This window comes from Microvirga vignae, from assembly GCF_001017175.1.
In the GTDB taxonomy this organism is placed as follows: domain Bacteria; phylum Pseudomonadota; class Alphaproteobacteria; order Rhizobiales; family Beijerinckiaceae; genus Microvirga; species Microvirga vignae.
On the sequence record NZ_LCYG01000016.1, the window covers coordinates 117549 to 139001 of the forward strand.

The following is a 21453-nucleotide window of genomic DNA, read 5'->3' on the forward strand; positions in this document are numbered from 1 at the left end:
AAGGCGTAGCCATTGAATCCGTCCCCGCCAAAAGGATGCCGCAAAGTTCGACTTGGTTGCTTCCGATCCTCGAATACAACCAGGCGCCCGAGTCGCCAGGCTGTGGTGTTGAAGAGAGCGCACGTGCAATGCACCAGTGTGGTTAGCGCTCCAAGCCCACCTCCTGTGCCAGGCTTCTGGTCTTGTGCGCGATGTACCCGGAGGTCAAGTCATCTCCAAGCACATACCCTGGCGCGATCATTTACCCAGCATGCCCCTTTCCGAACCAATGTCCCCAGGTCCTCATGAGCGTGGCTCTCCGCTTCGACACCATTCCAATACCCGCTGCCCATGCCAGTCTCCGGATCGACTTGTACGAAAGCGAAATACTTTTCCCGTGCGGTTTCACCCGTCCCGATCGAGAAACTTCCGTCCTGAGCCCCACGGGTGATGCTGCATCTCGAATCCATGTAGATCCGTCCATCGACTTCCAGGCGGCATTTGCCCTTAAATTCATCGCCTCGCGTCGGTCCCGTGAGCATCGACAGCGCGGCTCCTACGAGGCAGCCGGCCAACCGGCAGATAGGGAATTTGAACATCTATATCGGTTCATCAATATCCATCTGACGCTGTAACGCTTAACTGCGGGCCTGGTTGCTTTAAGGCCACATGTATGCTGCCGGCGGGAGGCCGGCGTCCCTGAGAGCGCCGGCACCCAAGCCGATTCCAGCGGCGCTGGGAGGAAGAAGCGTGAGGCGAGCCTCCAAGCATGGAGTTCAGTGCCCGGCTCCTTGCTTCAGGAACGCTTCCAGGGCGCGGCCGGCCCATGCCTCTCGGCTCTTGTAGTTGATCACGCCTGCTCTTTCGTACTCCTCCTGGAAGACCCGAACGGCCTCTTTCAGCGACCTCGTCGCCCGCACGGCCGGCACTGCCTTCCGCTCCGACGTATTGGTCAACTCGTGTCGGAGAAATCCGTAATTCGCTTCGTCCGAGGAGGGCTGCAGCCCCTGGCGGAGGCAGAACTCCTCAAAAGCGACGCGACGAGATCCGGTCCATTGGGCCCATCCGTACCCACCCCGTCCACTCCTCGGCCGGACCTCCTGCAACAGACGAAAGCCTGCGGTTTCGTGACCGAGATTCCCTAAGATTCCGGCCGCCTGAAAGTCCTCGAAGCCGAAATCCTTCATGAGCAATGCCATAATCCTCGGTGCCTTGGATCTGAACAGGCCGTCCGTAGAGGACGGAGAGGCAGGGGAGGTCGGTCTCCCAGCATCTTCCAGCACATCCGTCCGAATGGCCGGATCGTCCAGAACGTCGTTGCCAGCTTCGATGATCAGAGGACGCATGGCGTCCAACGCGGTCTTTAGAGCTGATGCCAACTGCTCGAGTACCAGCGAGACCTTCAATGGCGCTCCATTTGGGCTCATCAGATGTCCGCTGTAGCGTTGAAGGACTTCATCGCGGGTTAGCCCGATCGGAAGATCCTTGTCCGAGACGGCGGCCAGAACGATATCGATCGCCTCGTCGGGCTTCTGTAGTGAGCTGGCTCCCGCCGCCGTTCCAACCATCTGTGTCAGATACAGCTCAACCGCATTAGGATCCCTTGCCATCGTCTTTACAAAGGCTTCCTGAGCGCGCTGCGTCATCACGGCGAACACCACACATTGCGAGCCCCAGTCCAAGATGTCGGCGGCGGTGAAATCGATGTCGTGTTCCGCATTGGTGCGGTTCGCGTCCCACTCCACCTGGGCGAAACGGAACGGGCCGTACTCATTGCCCTGCCGGCCATCCGTTATTCGCGACCGCAGTTCGGCTACCGCAGCGAGGTAGTGCGGGTTCACCCCGAAGGACAGGGCCTCGCGCCAGCAGGTCCTGGCGAACGCCGCTTTGTCGATAGGACCCGCAGCAGCCTCGAGCTCGCCTACGGCGTCCTTACTCACCCAGCCCTCGGGCTCGCCTAACACATCAATGAGCCTCACCTTAGCCCAGCCTTCTCTCGTCTCAAGCAGTTCGGCCCTGTTCCCCAAGCGTGCCGGTACGCCGGTGGGCGCGCCATCGGGTTCGTTCCGCAGCGTCCTCGTTACCTTGATAACATGCATACTACGTCTCCTTGGATCGACAGGTATACTCCGGGTGCATCGAGGAGAGCGTCACCTACGGCCGAATGACCTCCTCGAAGCTGGCGTCGACCTGATCTCCCAGGTGGGTCGAACTGCGAATTTTCTGACGAAGGTTCGCGATCGCCGCGCGGGTCTCTCGGTCGAACTTTCCAGTTTCCGCTACGACAGGCATGCCCTCTCGTCGGAGTTTATCGTTCAGACCCCGCTGAAACTCTTTGATCCGGTCGGCTCTGCTCGCCGCCGGAACCCCATAGGCGCCGACCTCGTAAGAGTTTTTAAACCCTGTGCCAGAGCAGCTCGGAACCTCGTTCGTGGCTTTGTTCAGTGCGACCCTCACCTCACGATCGACTGTTTGCGGAGGACTCAGCGCGCCGGTCCCAGCAAAAAAGTTGCGAATTGCGACTCGAGTCGGCGACCCAACTGGACCCAAGCGCCCAGTAGCCGGCGCCACGCAGAGCGCCACCTGAATCGCTTCTATTTCGGACGACAGCATTTGCTGCTCAGTCTGGGTGAGGCGAGTGTCCTCCGGGGGAGGTGGCGGCGCGGTTCGGGCTCGGGGCAGGGGCTTGACTGGGTCACTGATGAGAACATCAGGGAGGTCCCGACGTGTAATGGGAAGTCTTCCAAGGTTCACCGTCTCGACCGAAAATGATCCCGGCCCGCGTCTTACGGGAAGGGCCGTCGTAGAACTGATCTGCTTGGCGATTTCCGCCTCGATCCTCGGCGGCCGGCATAGGTCAAGATACTGCTGTATCAGGTGGTAGGCCGCAGTAGGCGTCCTGGCCCGTGTGGCAGCCGCACCGTCGCGAAAGGCCTGCTGGAGCTTGTTTACGTATTCCTCGGTAGTCGCTGGGGGAAGTCGATAGAGATAGCTCCCTGCCGCGAGCTCTGTGGCAGTGACGCCAAACCCGAACGCTTGAGCAATCACGCCCAGACTGACGGCTGAAGCCCCCGTGATTGCGGCGATGGCAGCTGTAGTTTGACCGAAAGACCCAAGAACCGCCTTCGCCCGCTCTTTACGGCGCTCGAGCAGGAAAAGCTCGCTGAAGTAAGCTCTGCACTCATCGTCAATGAAGTTGAAGCCCGCCTCGGCCACGAGGTGCCAGTCGGGAGATCCGTCCAAGCTTACGTATGCATCCTGTGCCAATGCCGAGAGGAGGCGGGTTCTGTTGTCGCTTGCGCGCTCGACGGCGGCAGCGTCCAGAACCGGGCCAAGGCCGTTTCTCCGATCGACAGTATTGCAGGCGGCCAACAGAAATGCACAGAGCAGCAGCGGACTTGTTTTGCAGCGCAATGCATTGAGCATCGACCACCCCCACCAGCGTATATCGCGAGGATCAATCGCGACTGTTGCTGCGGCAAGTCCTTATTAGGGCAGGACGCAAAAGAGTTGTTGCCGATGATGGAACTAATTCAAAAAGCCTACCGCCCTTTTTGTGCATCTAACTCTTTTGCCCTGAAGGATGCTGGCTTGCCGCGACTGAACTCTGATGTGGAGCATGGCGACCCACTGCTGCATGACCGGATGCCGAGTGCTTGGGTGGGATATATATGCAGCGTTGCAGCGAAGGGTGGTCAGTGGAACTCGCCGACCTTCTCCTCGCCGGCGATCCCGGGCGGGACCGCTGGATCGCCGCTGGCGCGAGCATGGTCGCCGTGGACACGCTGGTTCACAACTTTCTCCGCCGCACCGGGATCCTGCACCGGTTCGGCGCCGAGCACGACTATGGCGCCTCGTGCTACGGCCCCGGCGGCTGCGCCGAACTTTCCGGTGTCTTCCCGTGGTTCGTCCAACACGCCGTCTGGCGGTTTTGCGCCCAAGGCGAACTCGACATCTGCAACGGGAACCGCATCGACGACCGGTTCCGCTGCGGGAATTGGTATTGTCCGGCCTTCCGCACGTGCGACCGAGCCCCCCTGAAAAACGGCCAAGCCTGAACGGCCAAGTTCGCTGGAAATCAGCTAACGCGATGAAAACGCTTGACTTTTTTAAGTCTTGTGGTAGTATTCATAAATAGTCAGTCGCGGGGTTTGGTTGAATGTGCCCTGATGTAAGCTATTTTTCGACTGTATGTGTGAGGTAGCTGCATGCATATACATGGACTTAAAAGATAAATACATCGGATATGATAGGGGGCGACAGTAATCGCGCCGAAAGGGGGCCAATAGGCCCCTTCGCCATATCTGGAGGCAGTCATGGCAAAACCCGACATCGCTCCGGTGGACACCGATCCGGCCATCATCGTGTTCGGCCGCGATCGTACCGGCAAACCGCATGCATCGTTCTTCGGCTGCGGTGAGGCCAGCCTCGCTGAGAAAGCAGCCACGCTGATGGAGATGCAAATCTTACCCGTCTCGACCGACGAACACCGCGCGGTGGCGGCGCAACTGCCTCCGGGGAGGGTGTTCGCTAGCGGGCGCGCATTCGTGCCGCTGGTGCGGGCAGAACTGTATGCACGACTCGTAGATCTCAGTCAGCCTGTGTCGGAACAGAAGCCCCCGGCGGGATCGGGGCGATCGGATCTTGGCTCGACACAGAAGAACCCTGTCGAGGCAGCGCCGACCAGCACAGCTGCTCACGCGAGTGAGATTTCGCCCGCGACGGGCGGTCTTCCGTGCAGTTGGGCCGACATCGGCGTCGGCAGTGTGGTCCTGGCCACGACCGCACCGATGGACGGTTGGTATGAATCGGTCGTGACCGACGTCAAAGGGCACGACCTGTTTGTCCTGAAGTGGCGAGATTGGCCCGACGAACCGGCCTTTGTCCGACGGCGCTGGCACCTCGGTCTGCTGCATCCCGCCGGTGGGGGCTAGCCCTAGGCTGATGCGGGGTGGGCCCCGAATCCTGCCCCGACCGAACCGGCGACCGTAATGATCGTGCTTGGGTTACATCGGATTTGCCGAGCCCCTGACTTAGACCCGTCGTCGATCGGCTCGGCCGCTTGGTGATCGACAGGCTGCCACTGGACGTTCGCTCGTCGCTCTGAAGCGCTTTACGGAGGTGGCGTGTGAGCCAATGGCAGCTCCGCACCCGTGCCTTATGAGGACGATGCGGCTTGAACCCGCTCCCAGAGAGGCTGGTTCGCTGGGAACCGCCGCTACAATCATGTCGGATTGAGCTTGAGAAACAGGTGTGCTGCCAACATTGCGTCGTTCAACGCATCGTGCTCGGCGCGGAGGTGGGCAATGCTGATCCCTGCTTGCGCGCACGCCTGCCGGAGCTTGCCAGGCAGGCCCGAGCGTTTGGCCATCGCCATCGTGCAGCGGAAGCGCTCCCGGGGATAAGCCGGTCGAGCCGCGCGCTCGAATTCCCGCTTTAGGGTGTTGTACTCGTAGGCATAGTTGTGAGCGACAATCGTGTCGTCGCCGACGAAGTCGATGAGGTCTTGAACGACGTGGTCGAAGTACGGCCCAATGGTTGCAACAGAAACCAATTTTAGGAGTGCCAGTGAGCCATGGAGGATGCTCTAGCTGTGGCGTGTGACAGAATCCACAAGGAGGCAGTCTTTTATGATTAGCGCTTTGCTTCCCTGAGCTCATTGTTACATGTGGCATATCGATGGGTGCTCAGGATCAATAAAACAGGATCATAGGTTGCGTTTTGACACATCTAATACCTGTGGTTGCACCTCCCATAACACGTGCCTTATGCAATTGCCCTTACGGTCATGCATAGGCAAAGACTTCTGGGAACCGCCTCGACGGCTAGTTGCGGAATCGAAAAGCGTCGCCATACTGTGCGGCCTTCGATCTTTTCCTAGGCTAAGGGCTGATAATGTCGCGTCAGAAAGCTGAGTTTGCATTCGATCTGCACACAGGTCTGTCGGCGGTTCAGGTGCCCGAGTTTGACGAGATCCAGACGATCGGGATGTGCGCTGTGCTTTCAGTTCACATTAAAGGTATGCCGCCGATTGACTACGAAGTTTTGCGTAAGGTTTCTGAATATTTTATGGCGATCCCATCTGTCGCCTTGAAAAGTGTATTAGAGATCTTAGCAGATCTTGAGCTCGTAACATTGATTACAAGCGGGAAGAGAATCGAAACAGTTATTCCGAACATTCCAGCGTTCGACGATGTATACGCATCTATCGGCGAGTATATAGCTTCAGAATGCTCATTTAATGAACATGAGCAGGCGATTATTCTTATACTTGATGCGCTTTCGAAAGCACCTGCAAATCAGGACAGCTTGCGGAACAGCCTAGGTGTCGACAAAGAACTTTTTAATCGATGCGTCGTCCTGGGCAACGAAAGTGGAATCGTCTCGTCGCACTTGGCACGTGGGCGTCCAATTTTGATCAGTCCTTTCTACTTTGCGGACAATCTTGACAGTTTGGCAGATCTTGCAGCGTCTGCAGGTGCGACTGCAATTCAAAATGCCCTTAAAAAGATATCTAACAACCAGGGGTGGCCCCTTTCGATTATCGAAAAGACAGGAGAGATTGGAGGCACGAAGGTTCCTCCTGCTGAACTTGAGCTCATCCAAAAGCTCTCAGAGGAGGGAGTAATGAAGCCCCCAAAAATTCAGTTCGGTTCGAAATCTGAGGCTTTTGTCTTCACTCCGAAACCTGGAAATGTCCGTTTGAACGGAGCCAATCGTGAGATCTACGAACGAGCAATGGCCCTGATCTCTGCAGTCAGAAAGGGGCAGCTTCTCGCAGACGCATATCGCATTCGGTCTCCGCTCGCTATTCTCGAGGCGCTCCGAAGCCGTGGTTACTTGGGCGCAAACTCTGAGGCGAAGGAGCAGTACCAAAACCTCGTCATTATGAGAGTTGCATACCTAAGTGAGATTTCGCCTGGGCGCTGGCAGCTTCATCTCCATAGGACGGATGAGAACAATGCTGCGATCACACTTGCAATTGAGCTTCTCCGCACTGGACAGATAGCAAATCTGGAGGTCGACCGAGAGGCGCGCATTGCCCTTACGAAGGATGAGAGTTACGTCCAGTCGCTGATTTCGGCCTCTGAGATGAGGAAAAAGCCTCGTGCTCTCAAGAGTGAGCAAGCTGTACACGAATTTGAGCAACTGCTCCTAAAGCTAGAGGCATAACGTGGGCAAATTCGACAACGATCGCCACCAGAAAGAGCTTGCCATACGTTACTGCCTAGCGAAGGGAACGTTGCCCTTCCTAGAGGTAGTGGTATCAAGTGTCTCAGACATTAGCGAGTCAGTCGAGGTACTAACAGATATCGACGTTCTAGGTGTCGAGTATCAGAATGATGGTCAGTTATTCAGGACCATTTTCGATTGCAAAACCAGAAAGGAGAGCGCCGTCAATCGTGCCCTCTGGGCCAGGGGGCTGATGGCGTATACTGGCTGCGATTATTGCATTTCCATTCTCAGAAGTGCGGCGGTAACCAACCACCGACTGTCTGCCTTAGCTATTAATGTAGATCTGCATGAGGAAAAGTCGTTCATAGCTTTAGGTGAGTCATTCGATATAGAGTTTAACAAAGATAATCATTACCAATCATCAATCGACAGGTGGAACAAATCGTTTGAGGCGTACGCCAAATACAGATGGAGCGAGGTATTATTCGGTCAGGTTCGTAGCGTAGTCCCACTGACAGACAAACCCTGGAACGTTTTTAGACGTCTCATCGCGGAGCTCAAGGAGGTCAGGGGCTATATCGACCCAAATAAGCCTGATCATCTTTGCATGTTCTATGATCTCTTAGGATCAGCGTTTGTGCTTTGGGCCACCATGGCGCGTGATCTTCGCCGCGTCTACCTGCCGACTATGGTCAGAAACGAATTTGAGACGCTATTCAGGCATTACATTTGGGGAGGGCAGGAAGCGTATGAGCTCCGGCGCCAAATGTCTGAGCTTATGCCAAGAGATGAGAAAGCAAAGGTACCGTTCGAGCTCGCGAACTGGGCAAAGCTAGTCGATTTTGCTGGCTTAGTTATTGCAGCTCCACAAAGCGTTTTTCAATGTGCGCACGTATGCCGCGAACTCTCAATAAGGTCAGCAAGCGGACCGGTAGCGCAACTCGACGCTAGGATTGGCGAAACGGTTCGGCGAAACGCGCGAACGGTACAGTACATAATGGCACTTTCGTCATATTTCGTGGGGGCTGCGAACTTGCCAAGAGATCTAGCAAAGGCGGTAGAGGCAGAACTCGGTTCGATGTACTTAGCTGCCGCGCCATCTACATAGAATGCGATGATGAGAGTGTAGAAGTCATACCTCTTTGCAGCCGAATTACGGATCTAATAAATGACTTCCCTTTGGCGTGTCGATAGTGGCCGCTTAATTCCGGTCACTAAATCAAAGCTTGACACAGAGAGACAGCTTGAAGAATGGATCGAACGCGATCCAACCATGCTCGATCCTGACCTCATGATTATCGGTCGCCAAGTTGAGACAGGGTTCGGTCGCATCGATCTTCTCGGAGTTGCAAGCGACGGTTCTCTCCGCGTGATTGAGTTAAAGCGCGATCGTACTCCGCGTGAAGTGATTGCGCAGGTCCTAGATTACGCGAGCTGGGTAACAAAGCTCACTACACCGGATGTACATCGTCTCGCTGAAGAGTATTTTCGCAGTAAAAATATATCTGAGACGTTTGCGCAGCGCTTCCGATCGACGTTCGATACTGCACTGCCCGATCCGTTGAACACCACTCACGGATTGCTCATAGTAGCCAGCTCACTTGACCCGTCATCCCAGCGCATTGTTGAGTACCTGTCCGAAGTGCATGGGGTGGCAATCAATACTGCGTTCTTCAATGTTTTTAGTGATCAAGATCGCGTGTATGTCTCTGCTGATTGGCTCCTCGATCAACAGTCAGTAATTGAGCGGACTGAGACCAGAACGAAAGCCCCATGGTCGGGCATATGGTACGGCAATGTAGGCGAAGGACCGCACCGATCATGGGAAGATATGAGGCGCTATGGCTTTCTGGCTGCGGGCAATGGGAGATTGTATTCGTCTAAGCTGGAATTACTGAACGTCGGAGACGCGATCTTCGTCTATCAAAAGAGGCAGGGCTATGTAGGGTACGGAATCATTTCCGGTTCAGTCATCCGAGCACGCGACTATACAGTTGATGGAAAGCCTTTATTCGACTTGCCCTTGCTGCAGCCCAACCTTAAGCACGATGCAGATGATCCTGACCTTGCTGAATATTTAGTCCCCATAAAATGGGAGCGAACCTACTCATTTGAGCAGGCTAAAACCTTTCCAGGAGCCTTTGCTAACCAGAACATTGTTTGTCGGCTGCGCGACCAAGCAACACTCGACTTTCTGTATGATTCATTTGGAATAGTGCGCTGATGCCATCGGCCTTTCTGCTCTCTTTGCGTGACAGTTGAGTAGCCCTATGTACACGGCGGCGTGCCGATTAGAACGGCAGAGTTAAGGGTTTGCTTTTGCGTTCTTAGCAACCACAGCGTATCGCGTCCGCTACACGCTTCTGCACGTTGGGGGGCATCAATTCTCAAGTAGGTTCGAGATAGATAACTGCGTAGCCCGTAACCGCAGAGGGGATCTTCTATGTTCTCTTTCCCTCTCTTCTGCTTTCTTCATTCTCTTCTTTAATCGGGTTATTAAGTTACCGGTAAATTGAACGTTAGGCTGTGCATGGGATTGGACCATAACCGCAGTTGTAACCACTTGGTCCAACGGTTATACCCCTCTAGCAAAATTCCGGCTTCAGCGGATGCCCTGCGCGCTAGTGCAATCGCTGATCGTGCGTATCCTCCGCCCTATCAGTCCAATGGGGATTTTGTAACTTGAGCATTATGGGGCTTCCGGGGGCTACCTCATCGGCAACCCTTGCTACATCTAAATGGTGCAGGGGATTTCAGGAGTAGGAGCATAAACTTGGGCGACCAGTCCAAGTTCTTTGAAGGCTCTAACGTATGAACTCCTTGGAAGCTCCAGAGCAGGAATATACGGAAACGCCCGAGCAGCGCCAAGAGCGTCTCAAGCAGATTGCCAAAGCACGTGTGGAGCGCTTAGCCGCCGGTGACGTCGTTGTGCGGCCTCATCTAACTTCCGAAGGTATAAGAAATCTGTCCGAGATTGAGTGTTCTGGTAATCTAGAAAAATCTGCAACTGCTCAATTGCTTGAAGATGGGATTTTAGAATTCCCGATCAGAACGTATAATGTCGTTGTTAAAAAAGACGGTGAAGTCACTCATCCACACGGGCGTATATTATCATTTAATGTGGAACTTAACGACGTAAAACTAGACGACCAATTAATTTGCTACACCCGTGGAGGCAACACTTCGTTTTCTATAAAAGCGCCTGAACCATATGCCCATGTGTTTCGCGACGGCAAAATTAGAAACCCTCATCCACTTGCTGTTTTGAGGAGACTTATAGAGGACGAGTTGTTCCCAGCATATTTTGAAGCGCTTATCTCAGAGAGGTTTCAAGCCTATCAGACACTCAAAAGGATTTATGAAGAGGCAGAACGATTCCGTGACGTTCTAATTAGGAAATATAGGCAACTCACGTATATTGATGAGTATGAAACACTTGAAGCGACCCGATTCAAAGATGAATTGAAGCGGTTTGCAGAGAAGCGTCTCCACGACATCCCTACTTCCGTTGCGGTCGATATAGTTTTTGGTCTGGTCCTAATTTGGGTCTCTGACGAAGATTCCAGCTCTGAACAGGTCCCGTTCGACCCAGGGATGTCTCCCATAGATTATGAACGATTTTGTGCTGAACGGTTTACTGCAATCGGCTGGGCTACACGCCTGACAAAAACGTCAGGAGACCAGGGCGCTGATATCATCTGCGAAGCAAATCAAAAGCGCTTAGTCGTGCAATGCAAGCTCTATTCCGGCTCCGTTGGGAATGCTGCAGTCCAAGAAATCATTGCAGCTCGGGAATACGAATACGCCGATTTAGCTGCGGTAGTATCAAATGCGCCATTCACCGTGGCCGCAAAAGAATTGGCATCAGCTGCTAGTGTCCTTCTTTTACACCACGATGAGATTGGCAGCGTACTGCCCTAAAGAATTGTTGCAAACTACGGATCTTAAACCTCCTGAGGCTCCGCAGGTCAGGTGCTCAAGTGACGAAGTTCTGCTTCCTGATCTAGGTTTGGTGCCCCGGAGGCCTCGCAGAAACGTCGCGATGTCATCATGGCGAAACCTGCTCTGAAATCAGAACTTCGATAGATGAGTACTACTCCTGAATGCTCAACACGAGGGCGCATGCAGACGTGTTGCCTTTGACCTGATCTGACCAAAGCACACCGGCTTAGTGCCATAGCTGTCTCCTCCGAGGCGCTTCAGCTGTCGACCGGTTGACGATGTGCCGGGTGGGCAATGCTAACGGTCCCGTCTCCGCTGCGTTGCTCTGAGCCACGCACCTGTTTCACCGGTTTCGAGAAGCTTAGTTTGTCGGTGAAGCAGGGGCCTCTACGCGGGAGGGCGGGAAGGAGATTTCCGAAACCGGTGAAACCAAAGCATTCGTGAAGGCCAGTCCGAATGATATTTGGTTGCATAGTTCATTAAGTATAAGAGGAGGTAAGACGAATAAACTCGGCCTAAAGCAATCAAGGAAGGCGACAAACTCGCGCTATAAAGTTAGGCTTTCTGTGCCGAGATTTGCCTTCAGTTCATTCGAGCTATCGATCGCGGCATAATTTCAATCGACTCGCGTAAGTAGGCTTATTCAAATCCAATGGCTTCTGCATTCAACTCGAAGCTCGCTGTATACGGTCAATGGACATACAGAGTCGCATGGGCTCTGGAGATAGTAGCTGCATCCATTGGATTAGCAACCGGCCTTGCGCTTGGTTATCAAGCTTACACAGCTAGCCTCGGTACAGATGTATCGATCAGTACACTCGATCTTGCTCTTGCAAGCGCTCCATTTCTCATGGTCGCTCTAGCAGAACTAATCAAAATCCCAGTCGCTACGCTGCTATTCTCGGTGAAGTGGGTTTGGAAACCTGTTCTAGCAATCTGTCTGGCGTTGATGGCCTTGATTACATTCGAGACGGTCTTCTTCGGCCTCGAAAGGGCATCTGCACAAAGACAGATAAAGTACGAAGACATTCGAGTTCGAAAAGAAACTAAGACTGTCGAGCTTCAGAATGTTGAGCAAGCCATAAACAATAATGCTGGTACTCAATACGTAGGGAAAGTCCAAGAAGAGCTCGATCAACTCAATGCAATCGCTGCATCTGAATTAAAACGCAAAGAAGAAGAGCTTCAGCGTATACAGACGCAGATCGACGATATTCGCCTCCGTAATCCTCAATTTGCTTCGTTAGAGCGACAAATTCGAACTCGCGGTGGTGAGTTGGACCAAATTATCCAACGAAGAGACAACGAGGTGCAGCAGCGGGGCGGAGCATTTGAGCGCCAGAGGGACAGCTATGACCGCCGAATAGCAGAAGCCCGAGCCGCAGGGGATATGATCGCTGTGCGACGGTATGAAGAGGAGCGTGCCCGGCTGCGCAATCCTGTTCCAGAAATTACGGAGCGTTACTCAGCCGACGTGCAGCGCCTTGAGACTGAATTGCGTACATTACGTAGTCAGCAATTCGCGCTAGAAACCAATGAAAGTGAGAGCGACAAGCAAGCCCGACAGTCTCTTGAACAGCGCCGCGCCACAGTAGAACAGGAAAGGATCGCTCTGGAACAGCAATGGCAGGAGCGACGGAATCTGACGCTATCAAGACTGGAAGACGCGCAAAACCAACAACGCCGAACTGCTGAGGAGGCTGCAGTACTCCGTTCGATGGCGTCGAAGCTCCGTAATGAACTCGCAGAAATTGATAAAGAGCGAGTTGCAGTCGCCCGAGTTGATCAAGTCCGCCGTTTTGCGGGTAGGATCTATCGCAAGCAACCTGAGCAGGTAGAGGTGGATGAAGCCGAGTTCATTGCTCTTGTTTGGTTCGGCTCACTAGCAGGGCTAGCTGCATTTGCTGGGCCGCTCACTGCAATAGTAGCCTTGGGCCTGCAACGATCGGCGGAGATACGCGAGCAGCGGCACACACGCAGTCTCTCAAGTTACCTGCGGCGCTGGCTGATTCAGTGGCGTTTCCGGCGAACCAAAAGCGTTCCTTTGCGCGTCGAGGTGCCCGTTGATCGCGAGATTGAGAAGCGGATCGAAGTGCCCGTCGAGAAAGTAATCAAAGAAATCCTGTATGTGCCTGTGCTGACCGACGACCCTGACGCGGTCCGAAAATCACTGTCAAAGGACTTGCCTGCGGAGATTGCAGACCTCGTGCGTGTGAAGTTCAAGGGTGAGGCGAATGCAAATCCGGCATAATACTTCACTCCTTGAGCAGGCCGTTGAGCATGTTGTTCAGCGCGCATCTATACCCGTGATGCAGGCTCAAGCTGATGCGTTAGAAAGGACGAACAGGGCTGTCGCCATACGGCGTATTGCTACAGGTGCCGCAGTCGCGATCGTCGCAGTTGGTTTAGGTTTCGGCATCAAGCTCGCTCTGGAGCGTGATGGAATCCTGCCTTCAGCAGAGCCTAGCCTAATCGGACACGAACAAGTCACGGAGGCGAGTAATCAAGTAACGAAGGCAGACCTCCAGCGACCTCAGCCGAAGACTGAAACAACAGAGAAGGGGCAGCCTCCTACTGCGCCGAGCGCACCAGAGGACGGGCTGCCATCGCCGACGCTTCCTCCAGATCAGAAGACGGTGAACTATACAAAGTTCTCCAACCAGTCCTTCAGGCTGGGTGGTCGAACTTGGTTGATCACAGCTGGGCACCACTTTGAGAGTGAGGATGATAAGTCGTGGGAAGTGGCTTGGTGCTATACACAAGCTGATGTTGATGGTGTGTCACTTAAAGTTGATCTAGCTAGGCGTTCAGGTCCTGATCAGCGGCCTCTCGCGCCTACTGCGACACCAAAAACTCTTGAGACTGCAGGGCTGACAGCTGCTGAGGCACTTGTGCTTGCATCGAAATGCGCTTGGCTTGATAAGGAATATTCTGTCGGCGAACTAGAGCCAGCGCCTAATACTCAGAGCCCTTTTAAACCTCCATTGCGAACGAGTTTGTCTAACCGCGTTCTAACGGTTCGAGGTCCAATAGAAGCGAACTTCACTCAGACAATTAGTCAGTTCGACTTTGATGTTTTGGAAATCGATAGCATAGGTGGGTTACTTGATGAGGCTATGAAAGCAGGGCGACGTCTTCGGGCCCAAGCTAAGGATGTTAAGGCTAGTGGGAGTTGCCTCTCAGCATGTGTCCTTATCTTAGCTGGTGGCGTCTCCCGCGATGCATTGCCTGACGCACGTGTAGGAGTTCACAGGTTTCGGGGAGATCAAGCTACGGACAAGGATCTCGAGATTGCACAACAGAAATCATCTGAGTTGATTAGCTATCTTTCGGATATGGGCATCTCGGTAGAATTGTTTCATGCTGCTTCAGCGGTCCCGTCAGACGATATGAGGTATCTGACAAGGAGCGATATGCAGAAGTGGAGCCTGATTACGGGTCCGAGAGTTCAGCCGAACCCAGAGCAGCCTCAAACTCTGCCACCAAGCCCGACCGAGCCAGTTCCAACTTCCACAGTCGCAGCTAACGGGCGAGTCGAGGCTCACAGTCGCGCTGGTTGGAGCTTAAGCTACTCAAGTGAATTGCTCGCGATTCGTCCCGACGCGAATGACACTTATGACGAGCGGTTGCAGAGCTATGACACAGCGTGGAGTTCTACTCAGCATCGTGAAGAGGTTGTCATCTATGTTCAGGTTAGCAACAACCGGCGATGCGGTGATGCAAAGCGCTATGTTGATGAGCAGCTTCTGCCGCGGCGTAATCAAGTTACGCGATCGCAAGCGGTGAATACTGGTCCTGCCCGAACCTCGTATGTGATTGAGGGACGTGGGGTTGGTCAGCGACAGAGCTTTGATCAAAGAGCTTTCATCGATTTGGTTTCGATCCGTCGAGATGATCCAAGCTCGATAGTTCACGTCGGTGGACGGTTCCCGGTGGAGCATGCCGAGATTTATCGGGCTGAAGTTATGAAAATGCTGAACTCGATGAAGCTGCCAGAGGTAGATCCCTTCAGGAATGCATGTGCCACCTGAGGTCCGCTCAGGCTTTGTCTGGGGAAACTTTAACTTCCATGGGCACGATGGTTTCGGCGGTTTCACGAAACCAGACTTGTTGATGAGAGAGAGGCTATTAGTGAGAGAGGAAGGGAGGTTTCCCGAAACCGGTGAAACCTCCCCGTACAGTGAACTCCTATTTCAAGCGAACCCCCCTGTAGCCCTTCCTGCCAAGCCTCTTGATCTGCTCCGGCCCCTTCCCGACCTGCCTCTGCATACGTTCAGCAAAACTGCTGAAGGTGCCTGCACGCTCACCCCTACCCTCAGCGAAGCTCTGCCAACTCCGGAACAACTCTCTTGAACCGGTGTAGGTATCATTCGTGGCGAGTTCACACCGTTCTTCGAACCACTCGGCAAATGCATCCTGAACGGAGAGATAGTCATCAGTCGCCGCTCTCAAAGAAGTCGGCACTTGAAGTCGCTCCTTTTGCCACTCAAGGCACCCATTGATTATCCAACGAAGAATGCCTGACCACTCATCGCGGAGTGTCTGCTCTAAGTGGGGATCAAGTGCGGGTGGAACATAGTTGAACGGCAAGACAATGAGCCGTCGCCGCATTGCCTGATCAACCGTCCTCAAGTTCGGCGCGTGATTTCCGGCAAATACGAGTTTGAAGATAGGGATGTAGGTGAACCGGTGCCCGTAGAGGTGGCGTGTGCTGATGGCGTCTCCACCGCTTAATTCCTTAAGGCGTGCGGACGCCCACTCTTGCCCTTCCTCTGTTTCCGATGCCGTTACAAGCCGAATGCCAACAAGGTTTGCAATGTCCTCCGGATGAGCGTCATTTTTCTTTGCAGTGAATGTACTCATTGAGGCGGCTTTCGCGTGGTCACCCATTATTCCAAGTAGCGTTCGTATGAAGACGCTCTTACCGTTCCCTCCTGGCCCATAGATGAAGGTGATTGCCTGCTCATTTGTAAGACCAGTCAGGCAGTAGCCAGCCAAACGCTTCAGGAATGCTGCAAAGTCAGCATCCTCTTTGCTGACCTGCCCGACAAACCTTTTCCATGTGGGGCAATGTTCCTCCTCGGTCGGCGCTACGGCCACAAGTTTTGTGATCATGTCCTCTGGCTTGGATAAGCGCCACTGGCCCGACCGAAGGTCGATCGTTCTTCCATCAGGGCATGCGATTAGCAAAGGGTCTTTGTCCCACTGTGAACTCTTGGCTCGCAACAGAGGGTCAGTTGTGAGCAGACGCTTCACGTTGTTGATGAAAGACATGCGGCCTAGACGCTTGCGAGTGTCCTCAGAGCCGCCCTTTGCGAGTTCGCGGCATGCTGAGCGAACGTGTTCCGTCACCGCTGCTTCATCAAGCTGCCAGTGCGTGCCTGTCCAGTGATGCCAGCCCTTCTCTAGGTCTGATCTGATGAGGTTGGCCAAAATTTTCGCGAGGTATGTTGCAACGATATCTTCTGTAAATAGCCCACGAGGAGCAGAGATTTCAGTGTTATAGAATGTATTCATCGTGACTTGTCCTTGTTTGTCACGGTGAGGCTTGCGGTATATTAGAATATGTGCATAAGTATACATGGAACAACTACCTAACCGCTGCCTCACCTAGCGGCGGTTTCTTTATGTCTGGGGTGAATTCTGGCTCTCTAGCCACTCACGGACGTCAGACGCTCGATAGTATACTTTGCGTCCAATCCTTACCTGTCTTAGGCCGCGACCCTCACAAGCCCACTTCGCCCAAGTCTGGGACGCATAGCCGGTGTGCCGGGGCATTTGGTTTCGCGGGATGAGTACGTTGCCATCAGGAAGTGGTTCTAGCCAAAGGTGTTCAGAAGTCATCAATTGCTCTCCATGCTTCGGAATGGAGAGGAAGCTAAAATGGCGTTGTTATGAGTAAATAGAAACTTTCAATTTTTATAGCGTAAGACATTAGAATGCATTGAAAAATTCTATTACGACTTCTTGCGTTTAGCTACGAGCGTATAACTGTTTGCAGCGAATGCTAAACTGGGAGTGCCGATATTTGTAGCTGTCGAACGATGTTTCTCGATTCGGATGTGCATTGCATGCCTCGCTTACGAGAATGCGAGTGCGTGTCTAAATGCCAGTTTGGCAACTAGGCATCTCGCCTGTTACCGCGGTGGCTCATCGCGAGAGGTGCTAGTCTGAGCCGCCGCCGCAACAGTGGAGTGGTTTCCAGGTGTCCTTACTTCGAATAGGCTGAGAGCAACTTCGCAGCAATCAACTCGGCCTTTGGATGAGTGTACCGGAACAGCATGCGCGGATCACGGTGACCGCTAACCATCGCTACTTCCGGAACGCTCAAGCCAAGTTCAAATAAGCGGCTGACGGCCTCGTGCCTCAGATCGTGAAAGCGGAGGTCCTGCACTCCAGCCCTCTTTACAAGTCGATCCCATCCCTGGCGCACTGCATAAGGCTTCACAGGAAAGACGTGATCAGCGTGCCGGGATATCGATGAAAGCGTTTGAATCGCAACCGGTGATAGCGGCACAATCCGCTCATGCCCGTTCTTGGTTTGCGTAAGCTGGATCAAGCGAGAGTTGAGATCGACATTCTCCCACCTGATCGACAGGAGTTCACCGCGCCGCATTCCGGTCTCAATAGCGAGGATCACCATTGGCTTCACCCAATTCGCTCTGGCACGATCAACTGCCTGCCAGAATGTTTTCAGGTCTTCAGGAGTGAGGCGGCGCTGACGGGCTTTACCAGGAGAGGGAAGGGTAATCTGGCGCACTGGATTTGTTGGAATGGCTAAGCCCCATTCCTTTCGAGCCACTTCGAAACAATGCTGCAGGATTGCCAATTCCCGGCGAGCCGTGCCGCTGGTGACTGTTTTGAGGCGAGTGTCTCGATATTGAGCCACCATCGCTCCAGACACCTTATCAAGCGTCGCCTTGCTTATATGGTGGGACCGAATGACCCGGAGCTTGGATCTTTCCCGGTCAGCTCCGCGCTTGCATGCTGTGATCTCCCTCTCGTAACGCTCAAGCAGGTCTGAAACTGTGTAGCTCTTTAGCTCCCGATGGTTTGAGGGCAATTCAGCGCGATCAATAGCCCGCTCCTGGTCACGCGCCCAGGCAATTGCATCAGCGTGAGTGTCGAATGACTTCGTAAGGGAGGGATAGCCTTTGCGGCGTACCTGCGCTTCCCAGCGCGAGCCGCGTTTACGAATGGCAGCCATATGTCGTCCGTCTGTCGCTGTGGCACGAGTGTGGCGGATCGATTTTTCGGGCTGTTTCGGCGAATGAGGCGCTCTGGCCTATAACCCTTAGACTTCAAAGGGTTAGATGGCGGAGAGGGGGAGATTCGAACTCCCGATACGGTTGCCCGTATGCCGCATTTCGAGTGCGGTGCATTCAACCACTCTGCCACCTCTCCGGAGGGCGAAAGGCCGTGGGCTCCGCTGGTTGAGGCCGGGTGGATATCATGGGCCGCATTCCATAAAGATTGGCGGTCGCGTCCTGTACGACATTGATGGGTCGGAGGCGTGGCAGAAGCGCCGAACACGTGGCCCGACAGAGCTACACAGCGCGTTAGCAGACGCGACCTATGAGACCCGCAGGCCGTGTCGTATCCGGCAATTGACAGCTGGGGTGGCACAGGATCACCATTCCAAGGTGGGGGCGCCACAAGGATGGCTGCCATGGACACTTTCGACCACATCCTGAACTGGACGCTGAAGCAGGGCTCGCACACCTTTCCCGGTCAGGATGGTGGAACCTGTATCAACGAAGCGGCTGTCGTCGCGGCAGGCTTTCCGTACCGGCCCGTCCGCTCCGTGCAGGATATGCCGGATTGCTTCTCGCGCCCGATCTGCGCGCTCGCGATGCAGCTGAACGATGAAGCGACCGATGAGGAGCGCCAACACCTGCTGCCCTTTGTGACCCGCCTGGCCTGCGCTGACACGCCAGAGGTTGAGCGGGAGCGGGAGGTCTACATCGCGTCCCGCTTGAGGCACCATCTTCCGTTCCGGGGACGACTCGAGATCCTCAGGGGAGCCCTCACGATCGGACGGCACGCTGACCTGCTGGGGCCGGAGGAGGTGAGGACACGCATGGCTGTCGTTCAGCAGAGTGCAGCAACCCCCACCTCCGTGGCGGACCACCCCATGTTCGCCAAAATCAAGAGCTGGTTCGGCTCGGCTAAGAAGGCAGAGCCTGCGAACTGACTGGACGACGCTTCCGAGAGGCGTGGGAGAAGAGCTAGAATACGGGATTGTCCCCAGCATCCTGGGTCAAAAGGCTCCCAACCTGGGTGCTTCAACTCATGTGCCCGGAGCACGACTCTTGGACCATAGAGCTGTCGACGTGTGCAACAAAATCTTAGGGTAATCTGTTGCTGTTGAGGCATGTCGCAGCAGCAGAGCCCGAAAGTACAGAGTCTATTCGAGCCTGACCTTGGCGATATCAGAATCTAGGTTGAGTCTTGCGTGTCGGGGAAATGGCGACTCGACTGGGGCTTGACTTGCGCTGCCTGAGTGATCGACTCGTTCCGACTCGGATTCCCAGTGGAAATCACAATCACGATTAATCGATTCTTATAGATCGACTCCACACGTAACACCGAATCGGTTCATCTCTCAGGTGTTGCGAGAGAGTGGAGTTCACAACGTCCGATAGCTTGAGCCACCAAGATCATCAGTGCTTCCGAGAGGTCCCTCGCCAGACGGGCTTCCGGGAGATCGTCGTGTTGGTGCTTGAAGAAGCCGGTCACGAGATCGAAGCCGGCACAAGAGAGCGCATTCGGTCTCATCGGGCTGTGACGATCCCCGACCTCGCAATACTCTTCGACAGGAGAAGACAACCGTGAACTAAGGCTAGGCAAAGCAAAAGGCCCACGAAGCTGGAAACTTCGAGGGCCTTTGGAGTCACCGAGGGACGGCGACCGGATTAGTTTGGCGACAATCCTTATGCCATCCCGACAAGCTATGTGTCAAGAACATCGGTTTCGGTGAACGCTCCCGCTTTGCCCTCAACATGGAGGGACGCGATGCAGCTTGCATCGTCTGGAGGCCGGCGGCTGAGACATGCCGCTCTGGCCGCGAGGAAATTTGTGCTCGAACCTGGGCGCACCGTCACACGAAAAGAGCTATCCGCTGCTGCTCGTGATGCTGAAAGGGCACTCCGTCTGAGCGCACCGCAACGACTTGTCTTGGGCCAGCTCGTCGTCTGCTGGGGCGAACACCAAATGGACCGACTTCTCGTCTGGCCGTCCAACCAGCGGATGATGGCGGCCACCGGATTATCAGAACGATCGATCCGCAATGCCATCCGGGCCCTGATCGAGCTTCAGGTGCTCATCCCGAGGGACTCCCCAAACGGCAAGCGCTATGCCGTCCGGGATGAGAAGGGGACTGTCATTGACGCATTCGGCTTCGATCTGACGCCACTTTATGCGCGTCGAAGCGAATGGGCTGCCACCACCGCCGCGCAACGGCAGCTCAAGGAACTCCTGAAGCGCTCCTTTGATGAGATCACGGTCTGCCGTCGTGCCACCGAAGAGGCTTTGAGTGCACTGGCTCAGCACCACCCCGCTGTTGATCGCACTGAGCTTGAGAACCGCCTCAGTACCCTGAAAGCCCGCACCCCAAAACGCTCCAGGGCCACCCTCCCGGCCGGGCTCGTCGAAGCCTGGGTTGAGATAAGACATCTCGTGGAAGAAGCCTTCTATCAGGCAAGCTGTGACGGCACCAATTGCCGACACATTGAGGCAGAGAATGAATCCTTGAGTGAGACTTGTCACAATGGCCGCCGGGATGACGCTGAGCCCGCTGCTCAAGACGCTTTATCCACTCAGCTGTCACTACCGGCCTTGATCGTGGAAGCGTGTCCCGTGATCTCCGATTGTGCTCACCCGATCCGAGATGCTGTCGATGTTGTTTCGGCAGGGCGCTTCCTTCGAGCCTCCTTGGGGGCCCACCCAAGCGCCTGGAATGAGGCTGTCGAGGACATCGGGGCCATTCGTGCTGCGACAGCCGTGATCTACGTCTTGCAACTCTATGACAACGATGCCTCAAGCGGCAAACACAGCATCCGAAACCCTGGTGGGTACTTCCGGTCCATTATTCGCCTCATTAAGAGCGGCGAAATCGACCTTCAGACCGAGCTGCTTGCCTTGCGGAGGCACAAGCTTGCTCGAAGGTCCAAAGTCGCTAGACCGGGCAGTGAGGTGTGTTATGGCCCACTTCGGAAGCCATCGGCGCATGCAGACACCCTCCCAGGGAAGCGGGTGACAGCCGACAGTAACCGATGTCTAGCCCACGGGTTATAGGGCGAGCACTAGCGGCATTGCCATTTAAAGGGCAGCTGGTGCCTATGACAGTGGAGTTGT

Annotated in this window: 16 protein-coding genes and 1 tRNA gene; 11 read left to right on the forward strand and 6 right to left on the reverse strand. The window is 54.6% G+C overall.

Annotated elements, in window-relative coordinates; genetic code table 11:
• The first annotated feature begins 284 nt into the window (after positions 1–284).
• Positions 285–614: a hypothetical protein gene (locus AA309_RS36085; protein WP_210166509.1), complete on the forward strand. Its 330-nt coding sequence runs from the start codon at positions 285–287 to the stop codon at positions 612–614.
• 141 nt (positions 615–755) lie between these two features.
• Here AA309_RS36085 and AA309_RS34060 read toward each other — a convergent pair whose 3' ends face one another.
• Complete coding sequence (locus tag AA309_RS34060; protein WP_052954487.1) at positions 756–2078, reverse strand: phage tail tip lysozyme; 1323 nt, start codon at positions 2076–2078, stop codon at positions 756–758.
• A gap of 55 nt (positions 2079–2133) precedes the next feature.
• Positions 2134–3405, reverse strand: coding sequence for a hypothetical protein (locus AA309_RS05445; protein WP_047187974.1), 1272 nt, complete (start codon positions 3403–3405; stop codon positions 2134–2136).
• Positions 3406–3677: 272 nt separating this feature from the next.
• Here AA309_RS05445 and AA309_RS05450 point away from each other — a divergent pair, with 272 nt between their 5' ends.
• Positions 3678–4037, forward strand: a complete 360-nt coding sequence (locus AA309_RS05450; protein ID WP_047187975.1) for a hypothetical protein — start codon at positions 3678–3680, stop codon at positions 4035–4037.
• A gap of 258 nt (positions 4038–4295) precedes the next feature.
• Positions 4296–4913, forward strand: coding sequence for a hypothetical protein (locus AA309_RS05455; protein ID WP_047187976.1), 618 nt, complete (start codon positions 4296–4298; stop codon positions 4911–4913).
• A 290-nt stretch (positions 4914–5203) separates the two neighbouring features.
• On the opposite strand, the gene AA309_RS05460 is transcribed toward AA309_RS05455, so the two are convergent.
• Positions 5204–5533 carry a 3'-5' exonuclease gene (locus tag AA309_RS05460; RefSeq protein WP_052954488.1) on the reverse strand — a complete coding sequence of 110 codons (330 nt, stop codon included), beginning with the start codon at positions 5531–5533 and terminating at the stop codon, positions 5204–5206.
• 341 nt (positions 5534–5874) lie between these two features.
• On the opposite strand from AA309_RS05460, the gene AA309_RS05465 reads away from it, so the two are divergent.
• From AA309_RS05465 to AA309_RS34065, 6 genes are all read left to right on the forward strand, one after another.
• Positions 5875–7152, forward strand: coding sequence for a hypothetical protein (locus AA309_RS05465; RefSeq protein WP_047187977.1), 1278 nt, complete (start codon positions 5875–5877; stop codon positions 7150–7152).
• Position 7153: 1 nt separating this feature from the next.
• Positions 7154–8263 (forward strand): hypothetical protein, encoded by a 1110-nt coding sequence (locus AA309_RS05470; RefSeq protein WP_047187978.1) that lies wholly within the window; start codon positions 7154–7156, stop codon positions 8261–8263.
• A 60-nt stretch (positions 8264–8323) separates the two neighbouring features.
• Entirely contained in the window at positions 8324–9379 is a 1056-nt protein-coding gene (locus AA309_RS05475; RefSeq protein ID WP_047187979.1) for a hypothetical protein, read from the forward strand.
• A 587-nt stretch (positions 9380–9966) separates the two neighbouring features.
• Positions 9967–11076: a restriction endonuclease gene (locus AA309_RS31705; protein ID WP_052954489.1), complete on the forward strand. Its 1110-nt coding sequence runs from the start codon at positions 9967–9969 to the stop codon at positions 11074–11076.
• Positions 11077–11749: 673 nt separating this feature from the next.
• Positions 11750–13348 (forward strand): coiled-coil domain-containing protein, encoded by a 1599-nt coding sequence (locus AA309_RS05485; protein WP_047187980.1) that lies wholly within the window; start codon positions 11750–11752, stop codon positions 13346–13348.
• Positions 13332–15128: a COG3904 family protein gene (locus AA309_RS34065; RefSeq protein ID WP_160310406.1), complete on the forward strand. Its 1797-nt coding sequence runs from the start codon at positions 13332–13334 to the stop codon at positions 15126–15128. The genes AA309_RS05485 and AA309_RS34065 overlap by 17 nt, the downstream gene beginning before the upstream one ends.
• A 157-nt stretch (positions 15129–15285) precedes the next feature.
• On the opposite strand, the gene AA309_RS05495 is transcribed toward AA309_RS34065, so the two are convergent.
• The 3 genes from AA309_RS05495 to AA309_RS05510 all read right to left on the reverse strand — a co-directional run bounded on the left by AA309_RS05495 (position 15286) and on the right by AA309_RS05510 (position 18501).
• Entirely contained in the window at positions 15286–16614 is a 1329-nt protein-coding gene (locus tag AA309_RS05495; RefSeq protein ID WP_047188191.1) for a phage/plasmid primase, P4 family, read from the reverse strand.
• Positions 16615–17308: 694 nt separating this feature from the next.
• On the reverse strand, positions 17309–18304 hold the full coding sequence (locus AA309_RS05505; RefSeq protein ID WP_047187983.1) for a tyrosine-type recombinase/integrase: 996 nt from the start codon (positions 18302–18304) through the stop codon (positions 17309–17311).
• Between the two features lie 107 nt (positions 18305–18411).
• Positions 18412–18501 (reverse strand) — tRNA-Ser (locus AA309_RS05510).
• A gap of 265 nt (positions 18502–18766) precedes the next feature.
• On the opposite strand from AA309_RS05510, the gene AA309_RS05515 reads away from it, so the two are divergent.
• Together AA309_RS05515 and repC are read left to right on the forward strand one after the other, a co-directional pair.
• Entirely contained in the window at positions 18767–19291 is a 525-nt protein-coding gene (locus AA309_RS05515; RefSeq protein ID WP_052954490.1) for a hypothetical protein, read from the forward strand.
• An 821-nt stretch (positions 19292–20112) separates the two neighbouring features.
• Positions 20113–21393, forward strand: a complete 1281-nt coding sequence (repC, locus tag AA309_RS05525; RefSeq protein ID WP_084730885.1) for a plasmid replication protein RepC — start codon at positions 20113–20115, stop codon at positions 21391–21393.
• The last annotated feature ends 60 nt before the right edge of the window (positions 21394–21453 follow it).